The 17,908-nt window shown below is 72.1% G+C and carries 14 protein-coding genes; 8 read left to right on the forward strand and 6 right to left on the reverse strand.

Going from position 1 to position 17,908, the window contains the following annotated elements:
- The first annotated feature begins 15 nt into the window (after window positions 1–15).
- Window positions 16–2,226 (forward strand): bifunctional glycosyltransferase/CDP-glycerol:glycerophosphate glycerophosphotransferase, encoded by a 2,211-nt coding sequence (locus Athai_RS18565; protein WP_203965905.1) that lies wholly within the window; start codon window positions 16–18, stop codon window positions 2,224–2,226.
- 130 nt (window positions 2,227–2,356) lie between these two features.
- Here the strand turns inward: Athai_RS18565 and Athai_RS18570 are convergent, their stop codons facing one another.
- Complete coding sequence (locus Athai_RS18570) at window positions 2,357–5,062, reverse strand: glycosyltransferase (RefSeq protein WP_203962657.1); 2,706 nt, start codon at window positions 5,060–5,062, stop codon at window positions 2,357–2,359.
- A gap of 432 nt (window positions 5,063–5,494) precedes the next feature.
- On the opposite strand from Athai_RS18570, the gene Athai_RS18575 reads away from it, so the two are divergent.
- Complete coding sequence (locus tag Athai_RS18575; protein WP_203962658.1) at window positions 5,495–7,057, forward strand: hypothetical protein; 1,563 nt, start codon at window positions 5,495–5,497, stop codon at window positions 7,055–7,057.
- Between the two features lie 93 nt (window positions 7,058–7,150).
- Here Athai_RS18575 and Athai_RS18580 read toward each other — a convergent pair whose 3' ends face one another.
- Both Athai_RS18580 and Athai_RS18585 read right to left on the reverse strand, forming a co-directional pair.
- On the reverse strand, window positions 7,151–7,894 hold the full coding sequence (locus tag Athai_RS18580) for an ABC transporter ATP-binding protein (protein ID WP_203962659.1): 744 nt from the start codon (window positions 7,892–7,894) through the stop codon (window positions 7,151–7,153).
- Between the two features lie 7 nt (window positions 7,895–7,901).
- A complete protein-coding gene (locus tag Athai_RS18585) occupies window positions 7,902–8,729 on the reverse strand; it encodes an ABC transporter permease (RefSeq protein WP_203962660.1) in 828 nt (275 codons plus the stop codon).
- A gap of 445 nt (window positions 8,730–9,174) precedes the next feature.
- On the opposite strand from Athai_RS18585, the gene lipB reads away from it, so the two are divergent.
- The gene (lipB, locus tag Athai_RS18590; protein WP_239157430.1) at window positions 9,175–9,840 is read left to right on the forward strand and encodes a lipoyl(octanoyl) transferase LipB; all 666 of its coding nucleotides are present in this window, start codon (window positions 9,175–9,177) and stop codon (window positions 9,838–9,840) included.
- A 102-nt stretch (window positions 9,841–9,942) separates the two neighbouring features.
- Here lipB and aspS read toward each other — a convergent pair whose 3' ends face one another.
- Window positions 9,943–11,244: an aspartate--tRNA(Asn) ligase gene (aspS, locus tag Athai_RS18595; protein WP_203962661.1), complete on the reverse strand. Its 1,302-nt coding sequence runs from the start codon at window positions 11,242–11,244 to the stop codon at window positions 9,943–9,945.
- 484 nt (window positions 11,245–11,728) lie between these two features.
- Between aspS and Athai_RS18600 the strand changes: the two genes are divergently transcribed.
- Both Athai_RS18600 and lipA read left to right on the forward strand, forming a co-directional pair.
- A complete protein-coding gene (locus tag Athai_RS18600) occupies window positions 11,729–12,616 on the forward strand; it encodes a hypothetical protein (protein ID WP_203962662.1) in 888 nt (295 codons plus the stop codon).
- A gap of 172 nt (window positions 12,617–12,788) precedes the next feature.
- The gene (gene lipA / locus Athai_RS18605; protein WP_203962663.1) at window positions 12,789–13,751 is read left to right on the forward strand and encodes a lipoyl synthase; all 963 of its coding nucleotides are present in this window, start codon (window positions 12,789–12,791) and stop codon (window positions 13,749–13,751) included.
- Window positions 13,752–13,879: 128 nt separating this feature from the next.
- On the opposite strand, the gene Athai_RS18610 is transcribed toward lipA, so the two are convergent.
- Window positions 13,880–14,521 (reverse strand): hypothetical protein, encoded by a 642-nt coding sequence (locus tag Athai_RS18610; protein WP_203962664.1) that lies wholly within the window; start codon window positions 14,519–14,521, stop codon window positions 13,880–13,882.
- A gap of 126 nt (window positions 14,522–14,647) precedes the next feature.
- Between Athai_RS18610 and Athai_RS18615 the strand changes: the two genes are divergently transcribed.
- Window positions 14,648–15,343: a DUF4191 domain-containing protein gene (locus Athai_RS18615; RefSeq protein ID WP_203962665.1), complete on the forward strand. Its 696-nt coding sequence runs from the start codon at window positions 14,648–14,650 to the stop codon at window positions 15,341–15,343.
- Window positions 15,344–15,571: 228 nt separating this feature from the next.
- Here Athai_RS18615 and Athai_RS18620 read toward each other — a convergent pair whose 3' ends face one another.
- Window positions 15,572–16,114, reverse strand: a complete 543-nt coding sequence (locus tag Athai_RS18620) for a MarR family winged helix-turn-helix transcriptional regulator (RefSeq protein WP_239157024.1) — start codon at window positions 16,112–16,114, stop codon at window positions 15,572–15,574.
- Window positions 16,115–16,161: 47 nt separating this feature from the next.
- Between Athai_RS18620 and Athai_RS18625 the strand changes: the two genes are divergently transcribed.
- Together Athai_RS18625 and Athai_RS18630 are read left to right on the forward strand one after the other, a co-directional pair.
- The gene (locus Athai_RS18625) at window positions 16,162–17,157 is read left to right on the forward strand and encodes an EamA family transporter (protein ID WP_203962666.1); all 996 of its coding nucleotides are present in this window, start codon (window positions 16,162–16,164) and stop codon (window positions 17,155–17,157) included.
- Window positions 17,158–17,177: 20 nt separating this feature from the next.
- Window positions 17,178–17,813 (forward strand): NAD(P)-dependent oxidoreductase, encoded by a 636-nt coding sequence (locus Athai_RS18630; protein ID WP_203962667.1) that lies wholly within the window; start codon window positions 17,178–17,180, stop codon window positions 17,811–17,813.
- Window positions 17,814–17,908 lie beyond the last annotated feature (95 nt).

Consider the following 17,908-nt stretch of genomic DNA (forward strand, 5'->3'; position numbering starts at 1 on the left):
GGAGATGTGCGCACGGTGCCCCTGCTCAGCGTCGTCGTCCCGGCCTACGACGTGCAGGACTACCTGGGCGAGTGCCTGGACTCGCTGCTCACCCAGCGGTTCACCGACGTCGAGGTGATCGGGGTCGACGACTGCTCCCCGGACGGCTCCGGCCGCGTCCTGGACGAGTACGCGGCCCGCGACCCCCGGCTGCGGGTGCTGCACCTGCCCGTCAACCGGGGCCTGGGCCCGGCGCGCAACGCCGGGCTTGCCGCGGCGACCGGCGAGTACGTGTGGTTCGTCGACAGCGACGACTGGGTCGACGAGCAGTCGCTGGCGCGGATCGCGGCGCGGCTGGCCGCCACCGAGCCGGACGTGCTGCTGCTCGGGCACGAGATCAACCATCCGGACCTGCGGGTCCAGCGCGACCCGGGCGACGCGCTGCTGACCGGGCTGCCGGCCACCTGCACGGCCGCCGAACGGCCGGAGGTGTTCCGGGTCTTCCCGTCCGCCTGGAACAAGGTGGTCCGGCGCGAGTTCCTGCTGGGCCTGGGCATCGACTATCCCGCCGGCTGGTACGAGGACCTGCCGGTGAGCTACCCGATGCTCGCGGCGGCCGGCTCGATCGCCGCCACCGACGCGGTGTGTTACCACTACCGGCAGCGCGGCGGCTCGATCCTCGCCACCGGCGGCGCCCGCAACCTCGACCTGATCAGCCAGTACGAGCTGGCCTTCGCCCGGCTGGCCGCGCTCGGCGAGGCCGCCGCGCCGCTGGTGCCGGTGCTGTACCGGGTGATGGTCAAGCACCTGTTCGTGCTGCTCGGGTCCGGCCGGATCGGCGCCGCCGACCGCCGGGCGTACTTCCGCCGGGCGTCCGACCTGGCCCGGCGGCTCCGGCCGGCCGGGTTCGTCCCGCCGGCCGGCGGCGACGGGGTGCGTTACCGGCTGCTGGTCTCCGGTTCGTGGCCGGCGGTGGCCGCGGTGCGCACCGCGTACCGCGGCGCCCGGGACGGCAGGCGGGTCGCCCGCAGGGCGCGCCGCCTCGCGCACCGGGGCGGCAGCCTGGCCGGCAAGAGCCTGCTCCGCGGCTACTACCACGCGCAGCTGCGCCGACCGGTCGACGAGCACCTGGCGCTGTACTGCGCGTACTGGGGTCGCGGGTACGCCGGCAACCCGAAGGCGATCTACGAGAAGGCTCGCGAACTCGCGCCGGCGGTGCGCGGGGTCTGGGCGGTGACCGCCGAGGCCGCCCGCGAGATGCCACCAGGCGTCGAGTACGTGGTGCAGGACACGCCGGCGTTCTTCCGTGCCCTGGCCACCGCGAAGTACCTGGTCAACAACAACAACTTCGGCAACTACCTGGTGAAGCGGCCGGGCACGGTGTTCCTGCAGACCCACCACGGCACGCCGCTGAAGTCGATGGGCGTGGACGAGCGGCGGCACCCGCTGGCGCCGGCCGGAAAGCACGCCACCACGCAGAGCCTGCTCGCCCGCTGCGCGGCCTGGGACTACGACCTGAGTTCCAACGGCTACAGCAGCACCATCTGGCACCAGGCGTACCCGGTCGACTTCCGCACCCTGGAATACGGTTACCCGCGCAACGACGTCCTGGTCGACGCGACCGCGGCGCAGGTCAGCGCGCTGCGCACCCGGCTCGGCATCGGCCCGGACGAGACCGTCGTGCTGTACGCACCCACCCACCGCGAGTACCAGCCGCACTACCGGCCGCTGTTCGACCCGGCCGAGTTCGTCGCCGCGCTCGGGCCGCGGCACCGGCTGCTGACCCGGGCGCACTACTTCTACGCCGAGGGCACCGGCGCCGAGCCGGGTGGCGCGGTGCTGGACGTCTCGTCGTACCCGGTCGTCGAGGAGCTGTACCTGATGGCCGACGTGCTGATCACGGACTACTCGTCGGCGATGTTCGACTACGCCGTGCTGGACCGGCCGATCGTGATCTACGCGCCGGACTGGAACGTCTACCGGGACACCCGCGGCGTCTACTTCAACCTGGCCGCGGCGCCGCCCGGGTTGTTCGCCCGGGACTACGCCGAGCTGGTGGAGGCGTTTCGGACCGGCGCGGTGGACACCGCCGCGACCCGGCAGCGCCGGGCCGAGTTCCGGGACCGGTTCTGCGGCTTCGACGACGGCCGTGCGGCGGAACGGGTGGTGCGCAAGCTGATGCTGGGCGAGGAGCCGGAGCTGCCGGCCGCGGCGCGCCCCGACAGCGCCGGCCAGCCGGGGCGCTGACCGGGCGGCACGCGACGCCGGCCGGGACCCGGCCGCCGCGCCGCAGCCGCGGCGGGTCGGAACCCGGCCGGAGCGCGGACGGTCCGGCAGGACGAAGCACGGCCGGCGACCGCGCCGCACGGGTTCCGGCTCAGTCGCCGCGGATCGCGCCGGGTACCCCGAGCAACCGCGGCGGCGGCGCCGACGACCCGTCCGCATCGGCGACGGCCGCGGTCGGGCGGGGCGGCGCCGGGCGGCTCCGAGCGGCCCCGATCGCCTGGTAGAACTGCTGCACCGCCTCGGCGTTGTAGCCCTCGTAGTCGAACCGCGGGTTCGGCACCGCGCCACGCAGGTGCGCCCGCATCCCGTCGGCGAGCCCGTCGTCGGTGCGCGGTACCACCAGGCCCACGCCGTCCGGGAGCGAGCCGCGGACCGAGGCGAAGTCGGTGGACACCACCGGCAGGCCCAGTACCCGGGCCTCCAGGATCACCATCGGCTGCCCCTCGTAGTCGCTGGACAGCACGAAGCAGTCGCCGTGCCGCAGGATCGCGTGCGGGTTGTTCTGCTGGCCGGTCAGGATCACCGACTCGGTCAGCCCCAGCTGCTCGACCAGCTCTTCCAGCTGGTGGTACAGCGGGCCGCTGCCCACGATGATCAACCGGGTCGCCGGGTCGGCGGCGTGCACCTGACCGAACGCGCGGATCAGCCGGGCGTGGTTCTTCTCCGGCGAGCAGCGTCCGACGGTGACGAAGGTGGTGACGCCCGGCGCCGGGTGGATGATCCGCTCGATCAGCGCGCGCCGTTCCGCCGCCTGCCGCAGCGACTCCTGCCGCTTGGCCTCGTCCACCGGGTCGTCCCCGGTGTCCGGCACGACGCCCTCCTCGCCGCCGGTCTCACCGCCCTCCGGCGCCGGCAGTTCGGCGAGCAGGTCGGCGCCGGCGGCGGCCAGGATGGCGCGGTGGTTGATGGTGTTGACCGCGGCGGTGAACTCGGCGTCACCGGCGATGTCGCCGAGGTTGGCCCGGTTGATCTCGGCCAGCGCGGGCGAGACCGACACCAGCTTGTCGAAGTGCCGGTACGTGGTGGCCACGGCGCCGAGGCCGGCCTCCAGCGGTCGCCGCCCGTTCACCTCGCGCAGCCGGTCGGCGGCCATGTCGTTGTGCATCCAGATCGACCGGCAGCGCGCCGGTGCGGTCAGGAACACGTAGTCCCAGAACGGCCCGTACCCGCTGAAGTCGACGACGTAGTCGAAGCGGGCGTCACCGAACACCCGGCGGAACTCCTCGGCGAACAGCCTGTTCTGCGCGGCCAGGTCGACCCGGGGGGCGGTCAGACCCTGGGCGAGCAGCCGCCGGCGCGCGAGCGTGAACCGCTTGCTGCCGTTGATCCCGCCGACGTACGGGAACAGCCGCACGTTCGGGTTGATCTTGGCCTCGTTCTTCATCCGGTCCTCGCTGCGCCGGCGGTAGCTGTACAGCGCGGACACGTCGAACCGGTCGTAGTCGATGTTGTCCAGCAGGTTGAGCATCGAGGTGGTGATGCCGTTGGTGCGCATGCCACCCAGGTAGATCAGGATCGACTCGCGCCCGTCGGTCAGGTCGCTGCGCACGTCGTAGCCCTGCCGGCGGCCGCGGAACACCACGTCGACCACCCGCCGGGCCGCTCCCCCGTCGTCTCGGGGCACGTAGTCGGCGGCGGCCTTGGCGTACCGCGGCTGGCAGGCCACCGCAGCGTCGTCGTCGGTGCCGAGCCCGTCCAGCATCGCGGCGAGCTCGTCGATCCGGTCGGTCACCGGCCCCGGCCAGTCCTGGGTACCCACGTACAGGCCGCGCTGGTCGCCGTAGTCGGCCAGATCCGGTACGTGGAACAGGATCGGCCGGCCGGTCGCGAGGAAGTCGTAGAAGATGCTGGAGTAGTCGGTGACCAGCACGTCGGTGACGGCGAGCGCGACGTTGGCCGGTACGTCGTTGGGTACCAGCAGTCCGCGCAGCTCCGGCCGGTCCATCGCGTACTTGTAGACCTGCTGGTGCACCTTGAGCAGCACCCGGTAGCGGGTGGTGTCGATCCGTGCGTTGAGTTCGGTGATCCGGGCGAGCAGTTCCTCGGCGTCGTCCTCGGCGCGGTGGAACGAGCTGCCCTTCCAGGTCGGCGCGTACAGCACGATCTGCTGGCCGGGGTCGATCGAGACGCCCCGGTCGCGCAGCTGGCCGCGGATCTCGCGCACCTGCTGCGGGGTGGCGAACTGCCGGTCGATGCGGGGGAAGCCCTCCTGGATGATCGACCCGCGGTAGATGCCGCGCAGCTTGTACGCGGTCTGGTACATCTGCTGGGTCATGAACTCGCTGCCGGACAGCAGGTAGTCGGCCATCACGAAGTTGCGCACGATGTTGCGGGTGTCCGGGCCGCCGCCCTCGATGTCGTAGCCCATCTTCTTCAGCGGCGTGCCGTGCCAGGTGTTGAGGTAGATCTGCCCCTCCCGCTTGCCGAACTGCGGCGGGAAGGTGGCGTTGTTGATCAGGTACTTCGAGGTCGCCAGCGCCCGGTAGTAGGCGGCCGAGTTGGTCCTGACGAAGCTGACGTTCGGGTACCCGGCGAAGCGCTGGATGGTCGCGCGGTAACGGTGGAAGTCCGACAGCGCCCACACGTGCTGCAGGTGCTGCTGGTCGGGCGCGGCGAGCAGTTCGGTGAAGATCGCTTCCGGATTGCACAGCATCCCGTTGCCGGAGAACGACTCGTACAGCACGGTGTCGCGTTGGATCGGTGCGGCGCGCCAGTGCGCGTGCGACTCGAACTGCTTGATGATCTTGATGCGGTGCCGGATCCGGCGAAACTTCGCGCTGAACCTCGATCGCGCCATCTCTCTCCCACCCGCGCCCCACCTGCCGGGCGCACCCCCGCTGCGCAGGGTCACTCGGCGACATCTGCCTGTTGCGGCCACTACCCGCGCGACCACGCCACGACGCGGCACCTGCCGGCGAACCGGGCGCGCGTCGGGCCGGTGCCGCCCCACCGGCACCTGATCGCCCATCACGGCGATCCGATTACGATAACCGACTCATTTAAGTACTTGGAGTCACCTCCCCTGGTAAGAGCGATGCCAACGGAGTCCCAAGCAGACCGTTCGGTCAGCAAGAGCTCCCCCAGCCATCGGCCAATTCCCACGTTCCGCTGCTGCCCGACCACGCGCTGAGACATTCTCGAAAACGACCCGAGAGGTGGCGGGGACACGGCGACGTGCCCGCCCGGACACCTCCCGGCGAGTACGGCGGCGGCGCGGCGAGGAGGGGGCATGGCAGGCGCGCGGTCCGCGGCGGTGTCCGGTCGCCGGGACGCCGAGCGCGGCGCGACGCCCGGGCGCCGGTTCGGTGCCCTCGCGCCGGTGCTCGGCCTGTACCTTCTCGCGGCACTGTTCGGCCTGCTGGTGGCGCGGAAACTACCCTGGAGCGGGGACACCGGGGTGCACCTGGCGGTGATCGAGCAGTTCGGTCGAAACCTGCACGATCCGCCCGATCCGATGACCGGGGTCGCCGAACCCGGCAACGTCTACTATTCGCCGTTCACGCTGCTGCAGGCGCTCGCCTTCCGGTTCGGCGGGCTCGACCCGTGGACGATCTTCCGGATCTGCGCGGTGGCCGACGCGCTGCTGGTCGCAAGCGGCATGCACCACTTCGTCCGGCGCCTCAGCCGGGTACCGGCGGCGCCGCTGTGCGCGCTCGCCGCGGTCGTCCTGGTCTACGGCACCCAGCTGCTGACCTGGTCCGGCGTGTACGGGCTCGCCTCGCTCGGCCTGACCCTGTACTACCCGAGCACGTTCGCGCTCGGCATCACCCTGCACCTGTGGGGCGTCCTGGCGTACGCGCTCGGCGGCGGCCGGGGCTGGTGGCCGTACCCGGTGGCCGCGGTGCTCGGCGCCGACGTACTGCTCGACCACCAGTTCACCGCGCTCGGCGCCGGCTTCGGCGCGATCGCGCTGCTGCTCGCCCACCTGCGACAGCTCACCCTGCGCCGCGGGCTGGCGCTGGCCGGCGCCGCGGTCGGAGCCGCGGCACTCGTCGCCGCCTGGCCGTACTTCTCGGTCACCTCGCTGCTGGGCGGTACCGGCGCGCTGGACGCCATCCACCGGCCGCTCTACCGCAACATCTTCGACGTGTACGGCCTGGGCCTGCTCATCGGCGTCCCGGCGCTGGCGCTGCGGTTCCTGCGCCGACGCACCGACCCGCTGGTGCTGCTCGCGGCGCTCACCGCCGTGCCGGTCTGCTACGGGCTGCTGACCGGCTCGTACGCCTGGGGCCGCGCCTGGCCGATGCTGCTGCTGGCGGGCCAGGTCGCGGCCGGGATCGAGCTCGCCACGGCGCTGACCACCGGCCGCCGACCCGTCCGGGTGTTCGCCGGGACGCTGGCGGCGATGGTGCTCGTCGTCGGCGGCTGGACCCAGGCCGGCGTGCTCGCCTACCTGGCGCGCGTCCCGGCCCCGATCGCCGCCCGGATGCAGATCAAGCACAGCTGGGGCGACTACCGGTGGCTCACCCGCCACCTGCGGCCCGGTACCCGCATCCTCGCCGGCACCTACCACGCTCAGCGGATGGCACCGGCGTACCGGATCTATCCGGTGGCGTCGGTGTATCCGGAGCCCTGGCTGCCCGGCGACCAGCGACGCCGCACCGACGAGACGGCGATGCTGGACCCGGCCACCCCACCGGCCCAGCGCAGCGCGCTGCTGCACCGGTACCGGGTGCGCTGGCTGGTCGCCTACCCCAGCCAGGCGGCTCGGCTCCGGGCGGCGGGGATGCGGTTGACGCCGGTGGCGCACAGCCCGCGGTACCCGCGCGACGGGCTGTACCGGATCGGCTGACCCGGCCGGTCGGGTGATCCGGCCGGGTGGGGCCGGACCGGCCCCGGGATCCGACCGCGCCGGCCGGTGCCGGCCGCCGGGCCCCGCGAACGGTCAGGCCTTGGCGTAGTCGTGGTACTCGTCCAGCACGTCCTCGATCGGGCCGTCCTTGATCAGCTCGCCCTTGCGCAGGTAGATGCCGCGCTTGCAGAACCGGCGCAGATCGTTGTCGGAGTGCGACACGAGCACCAGGGTGCGGCCCTCGGCCAGCATCCCCTCGATCGTCTTGTAGCACTTCTCCCGGAACTTGCGGTCGCCGACCGCGAGCGCCTCGTCGACCAGCAGCACCGGGTGCTCCAGCTGGGTGATCACCGCGAACCCGAGCCGCACCTTCATCCCGGACGAGTAGTGCCGGATCGGCGTGTCGATGAACTCCGCCACGTCCGCGTACTCGACGATCGCGTCGAACCGCTGCTTGATCTGCTGCTGGCTCAACCCGTGCATCGCCGCGACGATCTGCACGTTCTCCCGGCCGGTCAGGTCGCCGGAGAAGCCGGCCGACAGCGCCAGCAGCGGCGCCACCTTGCCCCGGCACTCCACCGTGCCCTCGTCCGGGGTGAGCACCCCGGCGATCATCCGCAGCAGGGTCGACTTGCCCGTACCGTTCGAGCCGATCAGGCCGACGGCCTCGCCCTCTTCGATGCTGAAGTTGATGTGCCGCAGGGCCCAGAAGTCGTGGCTGATCTGCGGTCCGCGGCTCTTGCCGCGGAAGATGAACATCTCCCGCAGCTTGCGCTGCCGCTTCCGGTTCTTGCTGAACCGGATGCCCAGGTCGTGCGCCTCGATGATGGTGCTCATCGTCTTCCTACAGCTCCTTGAGCACGGCCGACTCGGCCCGGTTGAAGACCCACCAACCCAGGATGAACACGATCAGCGACCCCGTCGCCGACATGATCACCAACTGTGCGCTGGGGAACATCGGTGCGATCCACGCGCCGTGCTGCAACTCCATGATCCCCACCAGCGGGTTGCACTGGTAGAGGAACTGGAACCAGCCGGGCAGCGTGGACGGGTCCCCCGGGGTACCGATGACCCGGGCGAGCGGGTAGATGACCGGTGCCGAGTACATCAGGATGCGCACGATCAGCCGCGTCATCCGCTCCACGTCCCGGAACAGCACGTTGAGCGGGGCGAGAATCAGCGACACCCCGATCAGCAGGACACCCTGGATCAGCATGCCCAGCGGGATCGCGATCAGCCGCCAGGTGAAGTAGCCATCGAAGATCAGCGCGAAGACCAGCACCACCGGGATGCCGACCAGGAACTCGACCGAGCGGGCGAACACCTTCGAGATCGGGAAGATCTGCCGGTGCACCCGCATCGTGGTGATCAGGCGGGACTGCGAACTCAGCGCGTGCGCCGACTCGGTGATCCCGGCCGACATCCACATCCAGGCGAAGATGCCCGAAACGATGAACAGCGGGTACCCGGCATGGCCGAGCATGTTCTCGTCGCCGCTGCGGTGGTAGAGCACCCCGAAGATGAACCAGTAGATCAGCGCCTGCACGAGCGGATCGATCAGCGACCACAGGTAACCGAGCATCGAGGACTGGTACTTGACCGCCAGGTCCCGGCGGACAAGCATGCCCATGACGCTGCGTTGTCGCCAGAGCGTTCCGACTTCCACCGTCAAGATTTCCTCCGATTTCGCCTGCCCGTGGGCCGTCGGCCGGCGAAGGGTAGCCGGCGAGGGGATCGAATCGACCCAGAGCATCACGCGCCCGAGGTGGCGGCGCAGACTATCACCGCGGAGCCCGAGATGTTCCAGAATCGTATAGCGCCCATTCGGCGGACGGTCAGCCAGCACCACCCGTTCGCCGCCGATGATTCAACCGTAGGCACAAGATCGTTTACCCGCCGGCCGGCCGGTCCTGGTCCGGCAGGTCGCGACACCCGGCTTGCCCGGCCGCGAACACCGGCCGGGCAAGGCTAACCGGCACCCCGCCGAGCCGGCCACCGACCCGAATTCGCCCGCACCGTCCGGATACGTACCCCGTGATCCCGGCGGGAACCCGTCTGCTGGCGCACACTGCCCGGCCGGCACCGGGAAGCGAGACTAGGCTCGCAGGGTGACCGACATCGCGCTGCGGGGGCAGGCGGCTCCCACCGAACGGCTGGAAATCGTGCGCGCCGGCCTCGTCGACTACCGCGTCGCGTGGGACGAGCAGCGCCGCATCCAGCAGGCCCGCATCGACGACACCGGGCCGGACACGCTGCTGCTCCTGGAGCACCCGAGCGTCTACACCGCCGGCAAGCGCACCGAGCCGCTGGACCGCCCGACCGACGGCACCCCGGTGATCGACGTCGACCGTGGCGGCAAGATCACCTGGCACGGACCCGGTCAGCTGGTCGGCTACCCGATCATCAAGCTGCCCGACCCGGTCGACGTGATCGCCTTCGTGCACCGGGTGGAAGACCTGGTCATCTCGGTGTGCGCCGAGTTCGGCGTGCCGACCACCCGGATCACCACCCGCAAGGACATGCGCGGCGGGGTGTGGGTGCTCGCCGACGACCGCGGCCCGACCCGCAAGATCGCCGCACTCGGGATGCGCGTCTCGCACGGGGTGACCGAGCACGGCTTCGCGCTCAACTGCAACTCCGACCTCACCGGGTACGACCGGATCGTGCCGTGCGGCATCCGGGACGCCGGGGTGACCTCGCTGTCCTACGAGCTGGGTCGCGACGTGCCCGTCGCCGAGGTGCTGCCGATGGTCGAGTCCCGGGTGCACCTGCTCTTCCCGTGACCGGCCCGACCGGGGATCGACGCGGGTGGGCCGGCGCCGGTGGGGCGGGCACCCCACGGTGCCCGCCGGTGGGGCGGGCACCCCACGATGCCCGCCCCCGCGTCACGGGGTGAGGCGGTGCAGGTCGCGCGGGAACAGCGTGACCTCCCGCACGTTCGCGGCGCCGGTGAGCCGCGCCACGAACCGCTCCAGCCCGATCGCGAACCCCCCGTGCGGCGGCATCCCGTGCCGGAAGAACTCCAGGTACGAGGCGTACGGCTCGACGCTCTCGCCGCGCGCGGTGATCGCCGCCACGTAGTCGGAGTAGCGGTGCAGCCGCTGCGCGCCGCTGATCAGCTCCAGCCCCCGGAACAGCAGGTCGAAGCCGCGCGAGTAGCCGGGCCGGGCCGGGTCCGGGTGGGTGTAGAAGGCCCGCTTCGCGGTCGGGTAGCCCTCCACGATCAGCCACTCCGACCCGTACTCGCGCTCCGCCCACGCCGACAGCCAGCGCTCGTGCGCCGGCGCCAGGTCCTGCTCGCCGGACAGGTCCTCCCCCGTCGCGGCGCCGATCAGCTCCAACGCCTCGGCGAAGTGCACGGTGGGCAGCTCAGCCGGTACCTCCGGCAGGGTGATCCCGGCCGCGGCCACGGCGGCGCCGGCCGACTCGGACATGGTGGCGACCATCCCGGCGAACACCTCGCGGATCACCCGGATGACGTCCCGGTGGTCCCGGACGAACCCCAGCTCGGCGTCCAGCGAGGTGTACTCGGCCAGATGCCGCGCGGTGTCGTGCGGCTCGGCGCGGAACACCGGGCCGACCTCGTACACCCGCTCGAACACGCCGACCATCGCCTGCTTGTAGAACTGCGGGCTCTGCGCCAGGTAGGCCCGCCGGCCGAAGTAGTCGACCCCGAAGACGTTCGCACCCGACTCGGTCGCGTAACCGACCAGCTTCGGCGTGTGCACCTCGGTGAACCCGAGGCCGTCCAGCGTGTCGCGGAAGCCGCGCACCCCGGCGGCGGCCAGCTCCAACGGCGCCCGCTGCCGCGCGTTGCGCAGCGCGAACGGCGCCGCGTCCAGCATCGTCGGCAGGCTGGCCCGCAGTTCCGGCCGGTACAACTCGAACGGCAGCGGCTCGGCCGGCTCGGACAGCGGTGCCCAGGTCGGCTCGACGACCTCGACGCCGCCCGGCGCGACCGGGTTCGCGACCGCACGGCCGACGACCTCGACGACGGTCTCCTCCGGCAGCTGTTCCAGCAGCTGGCGGGCGGCCGGGTCGGACACCACGAGCTGGGCCAGGCCGGCGCGGTCGCGCAGGATCAGGAACGCCACGGACTTCAGCAGCCGCCGCCGGTGTACCCAGCCGGCCAGCCGGACCTGCTCGCCGGCGTGCCCGGCGAGCTCGGTGGACAGAATTCGTTGCACCACAACACCTCCTCGTACGAATACGCGGACCCCGCGGGGCTGCGAGCAGAGGAGGACGGTGGTGAGGAGCGCCTCGCCGACCAACACGCCGCCTGTCGCAGCCCTGTTGGTGTGGGCGACGGGGCAAGGTCGCGGTGCCACCACACCTTCGCCGCCACGGAGGCGGCCTTACGCGGCGCCGGCGGGCCGGCATCGCTGGCCCGATCACGGGGGCCGGCCGGCGGGGCTTGGGGCCGCGGACCCGGACCGGGCCCGTCGCGCCGTTGTTCCCCGCGGCTCGGGAGGGTCTTCACGCGTGGTCCGGAGGCCGCCGTCACAGCGGCTGGCGGCTCTCTCGGCTCCGGGGTCCACGTGCTACTTGGCTCCGTCTGTGCCGTTGCCGCAGACCATAGCGCGGACGCACCCGGTACCGGCAACCGGATTGCCGGCGGGCTGCTACCTTTCCCGGACACATCGACGACGATCGACGACCGGGGGGATACGGGTGCGGCGGCGGATGTGCATCGCGGCGGCGGGGCTGGCGGTCGCCGCGCTCGCGGTCACCGGGTGCGGCGCGAACGGTACGCCGCGGGCGGCGCACGGCGGCTCCGGGTCTCCGCGGGCCGGCTCCTCCGGTCCGGCACCGGACGCGATCCGGCGGTTCGACTTCGGTTCGGCCGCCTGGCACCACCCGATGCTCAACACGATGTTGCGGGCCCGCACCCAGCACGGCGACCGGACCCTGACGCTGCACGACGGGCGGGGCACCGGGAGCACCGCCGACGGCGGCCCGGTCAGCTGCCGCGGCGCCGGCGCCCCGGTCTACGGCGACATCGGCGGCGGTGCCCAGGTCGCCGCGGCCGGGCTGGTCTGTTCGGCCGGGGTCAACGACTACACCGCCTACTACGTGTGGCGCTGGGACGCTGCGCACCACACCGCGGTCCAGGACGACCAGCCGCTGGTGGTGGGCGAGCACTGCGGCTCCGAGGTGCGTACGGTCGCCTATCGCGACCACGCGTTCCGGATCACCGTCGGGCTCGGCCGGCTCGACAGCAGCTGCGCGGAGTCCGACCACGACCGCACCCCGTACAGCTACTCGGTGGTGCAGCGGGACGGCTTCCTGATGCGCAGCGCGCCGGAGAAGGGCGCGGTGCGTGAGTGCGCGCTCAACGACGGCGACATGCACCAGCTCAAGGGCGTCACGCTGTACGCCGACCGGGACGCCTCGTCGCCCGTGGTGTACCGGCCGAAGGGGCTGGCCACGCTCTGGACGGTCGGCGCGCACGACTACTACGAGTCGACCGACGACCTGACCGGCAAGACCACTCGCTGGCAGTTCGTCCGGGCCAACCTGCCGCACGGCTACCTCTGCGGTTACCGCCAGGTGAGCTGAGTGCCACCGCTCGGCCGCGCCCGGTGAGCGGCGGGCAAGGCCCCGGCCACCCGGGTACCAGCCGGTCACAAACCGGGCAGCGAGCTGGAGACGTGAGGCACCTCACGTAACGTGCGGTGAGTGACGTCACGGACCGCGGTGCGTGCCGGTTCGCGGCGTTAGGCTGGCCGATGTGACCGTGGTTCAGCCAGAGGGCCGACGACTTCTGCGCATCGAGGCCCGCAACTCCGAGACACCCATCGAGCGCAAGCCGCCGTGGATCAAGGTCCGCGCCAAGATGGGTCCCGAGTACACGGACCTGAAGGGCCTGGTGAAACGCGAGGGCCTGCACACCGTGTGCGAGGAGGCCGGCTGCCCCAACATCTACGAGTGTTGGGAGGACCGCGAGGCCACCTTCCTCATCGGCGGCGACCAGTGCACCCGCCGGTGCGACTTCTGCCAGATCGACACCGGCCGGCCGGCCGAGTTCGACGCCGACGAGCCGCGCCGGGTGGCCGACTCGGTGTCCACCATGGGCCTGAAGTACGCCACGATCACCGGCGTGGCCCGCGACGACCTGCCCGACGGCGGCGCCTGGCTCTATGCCGAGACCGTCCGGCAGATCCACAAGCACGTGCCCGGCTGCGGCGTCGAGCTGCTGATCCCCGACTTCAACGCCAAGCCCGACCAGCTGGCCGAGGTGTTCTCGTCCCGGCCCGAGGTGCTCGCGCACAACGTCGAGACGGTGCCGCGCATCTTCAAGCGGATCCGCCCCGCCTTCCGGTACGAGCGCTCGCTGGAGGTGATCACCAAGGCCCGGGAGGACGGCCTGGTCACCAAGTCCAACCTGATCCTCGGCATGGGTGAGGAGTTCGACGAGGTCGTGCAGGCGATGCGGGACCTCTTCGACGCGGGCTGCGAGCTGCTGACCATCACCCAGTACCTGCGCCCGTCGGTGCGGCACCACCCGATCGACCGGTGGGTCAAGCCGGAGGAGTTCGTGGCGCTGCGCGAGGAGGCCGAACGGATCGGCTTCGCCGGGGTGCTGGCCGGTCCGCTGGTGCGCTCGTCCTACCGGGCGGGTCGGTTGTTCCGGCAGGCCAAGTCGGCGCGCGGCGAGGCGCTGCCGCCGGAGTTCGCCATCCAGTCGGTCTGATCGCGTCGAGCCGGCCCCCGGGCCGGTCCGCGCGGCCGGGAGCGACGGACGACGTCGGCGCGGGGCCCGTCGGCTCGCATCGAAGACGTCGGTGCCGTCCCCGCGTTCCGGGTCGAGACGCGGGCCTGTCAGTGGTACTCGTACCGCGGGCCGGCGAACGATCCGATCGCGCAGAGCAGGTAGCCGAACCCGGCCAGCCCGACACCGGCGGCGACCACCCCGGAGTACCCCGCGAGGCCGGCGGCGGTGAGCGCGTACATCCCGGCAGCGAACAGCAGCAGCAACCCGGACACGATCCGCAGCGCCAGCCGGCGCAGGAACCCGTATCCGACGAACCAACACAGCAGCACCACACCGACGATCACCGACACGCCGATCCCGGCGGTGGGCAGTTGGTAGCCGTTGGCGCTGGCCACCCCACCGGCGGCGATCTCGACGATCGCCAACACGATCAGCCACAGCACGCCGAGCACCGAGTACAGCACCCGGCAGACGGTGGAGTCCAGCGTGCCGGCCAGCGCCACCAGCAGAGCCGGGACCAGCATCAGACACTGGACCAGCACGAACGCGCCGACCCCGACCGCGCTCGCCGAGGTGGTCACGCCGCCGAAGGTGGACGTGTCGTGCAGGTCGAGTTGGTCGGCGCCGAACCAGGGCAGGCCGGCCGCGCCGATGACGATCAGGACGAAACCGAACAGCGTGACGCCCAGGCTGCCGCGGGCGCGCGGGCGCCGCCTGGTCGGTGCGTAGCTGACCGGTCCGTACGCCATCTGCCGCCTCCGTTTCGCCCCGCGCCCGCTGCGCGATCGTCGCCCGACGGTAGCCAGCGCCCGCCAGTCGTCCTCGACACTCCGCCGGTACGTCACGCCGTGGCCGGCGCCGATAGACTTCACGGCATGGCCAAAGCTGAGCCGGAGAAGGCATCGTTCCTCGAACGCCTGAAGCAGATCCGCACCGCGTTCGTGTTCACCGCCAAGCGCGACACCCTGTTCCTGCCGCTGGTGATCGTCGCAGTGGTGGTCCCGATCGTGGCCGGCGTGATCGCGTTCCTGCTGCTCGGCTCACCCGTCTGGATCGCGGTCGGCGTGGTGCTCGCGCTGCTCGCGGTGCTGATCGTGATGAACCTGCGGGCCAACACCGCGATGCTCAACGAGGCCGAGGGCAAGGCCGGCGCCGCCGCCGCCATCCTGCAGACCATGCGCGGCGACTGGCGGGTGACCCCGGCGGTGCAGGCCACCACCCAGGAGGACTTCGTGCACCGGGCGGTCTGCCGGGCCGGCGTGGTGCTGATCGGTGAGGGCAACCCGGGCCGGCTGCGCAGCCTGCTCGGCCAGGAGAAGAAGCGGACCTCCCGGGTCGCCGGCGACACCCCGATCTACGACATCCAGGTCGGTGACGAGGAGGGCCAGATCAGCCTGCGCAAGCTGCGCAGCCATCTGCTGAAGCTGCCCCGCAACATCACCGCCAAGCAGGTCGGCGCGCTGGACACCCGGCTCGGCGCCATCGGCTCCCGGCCACCGATGCCGAAGGGCCCGATGCCCAAAAACGCCCGGCCACCCAAGGGCGCCTACAAAGCGATGCGCGGCCGCTGAGCCGGCGCCAGCCCGCTCAGCCGGCGCCGAGCCATCCGCGACCGCTGATGCGGCGCCGAGCCATCCGCGACCGCTGATGCGGCGCCGAGCCATCCGCGACCGCTGATGCGGCGCCGAGCCATCCGCGACCGGCGGGTCGGTCGCACCGACGCTGCCCCGGGCCGAACCGGTCCGGGGCAGCGTCGCGTCCGGCGCCCACCCCGCATGCGGCGAACCTCGGGCTGCCGGTCAGCCGGCGTCGTCGCCGAGGTGCAGAGCGAGCGTGCGCAGCAGGTCGGCGAGGTGTTCGCGCTGCTCCGCCGACAGCCCGGCGAGCAGTCGGGCCTCGTTGTCGACGTGCCCGGTCACCGCGCGATCGATCAGCGCCCGCCCCTCGTCGGTCAGCGCGATCAGCACGCTGCGCCGGTTGCCCGGGTCGACCCGGCGGGTGACCAGGCCACGCGCGGTGAGCCGGTCGATCCGGTTGGTCATCGCGCCGGAGGTGATCATCGACGAGGCGACCAGCGCGCCCGCGGTCAACTGGTACGGCGGGCCGCTGCGACGCAGCGTGGCGAGGATGTCGAACTCCCACGACTGCAGGTCGTGCTCGGCGAAGTAGCCGGCCAGACCGTGCTCCAGTAGCCGCCCGACCCGCCTGATCCGGCCGACGATGCCCATCGGACTGGCGTCCAGATCGGGACGCTCGACCCGCCACTGCGCCAGGATCCGATCGACCGCGTCCGACATCACACACTCCTCGACGTTGAACTGTTTGACGCCAAGATAACTCACGATCTAGATTCCTTGACGTTAAACATTTCAACATCAAGGAGTTGGTCATGGACAGCGCGGCTGCCGAAGCCATCCCAGCGCCCGGCGACACCGGGCCCTCCGGGCCCGGCGGTGCCGCCGGGCCGCGCGACGACGTCCGCGCCGCGGACCCCGGCGGCGGCCACGGGGCGGCCGGGACGCCCACCGGATCGGTCGCGGCCCGCACGGCGTTGACCGCTCTCGCCCCGGTCGTCTGGGGCACCACCTACCTGGTCACCAGCCAGTGGCTGCCGCCCGACCACCCGCTGTGGTCGGCGACGCTGCGGGCACTGCCCGCCGGGCTGGTCGCGCTCGCGCTCGGTCGCCGACTTCCCCGTGGCGCCTGGTGGTGGCGCGCGGCCGTACTCGGCACGCTCAACATCGGCGCGTTCTTCGCCCTGCTGTTCGTCGCCGCGTACCGGCTGCCCGGCGGGGTCGCCGCCATCCTCGGCGCGCTGCAGCCGCTGGCCGTCGCCGCCCTCGCGTACGGACTGCTGCGGGAGCGGCCGACGCTCTGGCGGCTGGGTTGGGCGCTCGCCGGCGCCGCGGGCGTCGCGGTGATCGTGCTGCGCTCCGGCGCGGCCCTGGACCCCGTCGGGATCGCCGCCGGCAGCCTCGGTACCGCCGGAATGGCCGCCGGGGTGGTCCTGTCGAAGCGCTGGCGGCGGCCGGTCGGAGTCGTCGCGTACACCGGCTGGCAGCTGACCGCCGGCGGTCTGGTGCTGCTGCCGCTGGCCGTGCTGTTCGAGGGCGCGTTGCCGGCGATCGACCTGCCCGCGCTCGGCGGCTACCTGTGGCTCGGCGGTGTCGGCACGCTGCTCGCCTACGGCCTCTGGTTCACCGGAATCGGCCGGCTGCCGGTGACCGCGCTGTCCTTCCTGCCGTTGCTGTCCCCCGTCGTCGCCGCGACCGTCGGCTGGCTGGTACTGGGCCAGTCGCTCGGGCCGGTGCAGGCGGCCGGCTTCGTCCTCGCGCTCGGCGCCATCGCCGCCGCACAGTTCGCTCCCCGTCGGCCCCGTCGCTGACCCGACCCGTTGGAGGACCCATGTACCTGACCGTTTTCGGCGCCACTGGCACCGTTGGTAGCGCCGTGCTCGACGAGGCGCTGGCGCGCGGTCACCGCGTCACCGCCGCCGTGCGCAACCCGGCCCGTACCGCCGAGCTGCCGGCCGGGGCGGAACCGGCCGTCGCCGACGCGGCGGACGCCGCGCAGGTTGCCACCCTCGCCCGGGACCGGGACGCGGTGATCGGCGCGACCCGGCCGCCGGACGGCCACGAGTCGCGACTGGGTCGCATGGCGAGCGCGCTGCTCACCGGTACCAGCGCCGGCGGAAGCCGGTTGCTGCTGGTCGGCGGCGCGGCGACGTTGACGGTGCCGGACACCGGGCGCCGGCTGATCGACGACCCGCGGTACCTGCCGGCGGCGGCGCGGGCGATCGCAGCGGCCTGCGTCGACCAGCTCGCCCGCTGCCGTGAGCACGACGGCGACTGGACCTATTTGAGCCCGCCGGCTCAGCTGGACGACGGTCCGCGGACCGGCCGGTACCGGGTCGGCCGCGACGAGTTGGTGGTCGACGAGGCCGGCGAGTCCCGGATCTCGGTGGCGGATCTCGCGGTGGCGCTGGTGGACGAGCTGGAACGGCCGGCGCACCGCCGGTGCCGTTTCACCGTCGGCTACTGAAACCGAGCCGGCCGGGCCGGCGGGCGCGCCGCTGACCCGGCCGGTTCGGTCCGGTGCAGCGCGACCGGCTGACTCGGTACGGCCGGCAAGCTCGG

It is taken from the genome of Actinocatenispora thailandica, assembly GCF_016865425.1.
Taxonomy (GTDB): Bacteria; Actinomycetota; Actinomycetes; order Mycobacteriales; family Micromonosporaceae; genus Actinocatenispora; species Actinocatenispora thailandica.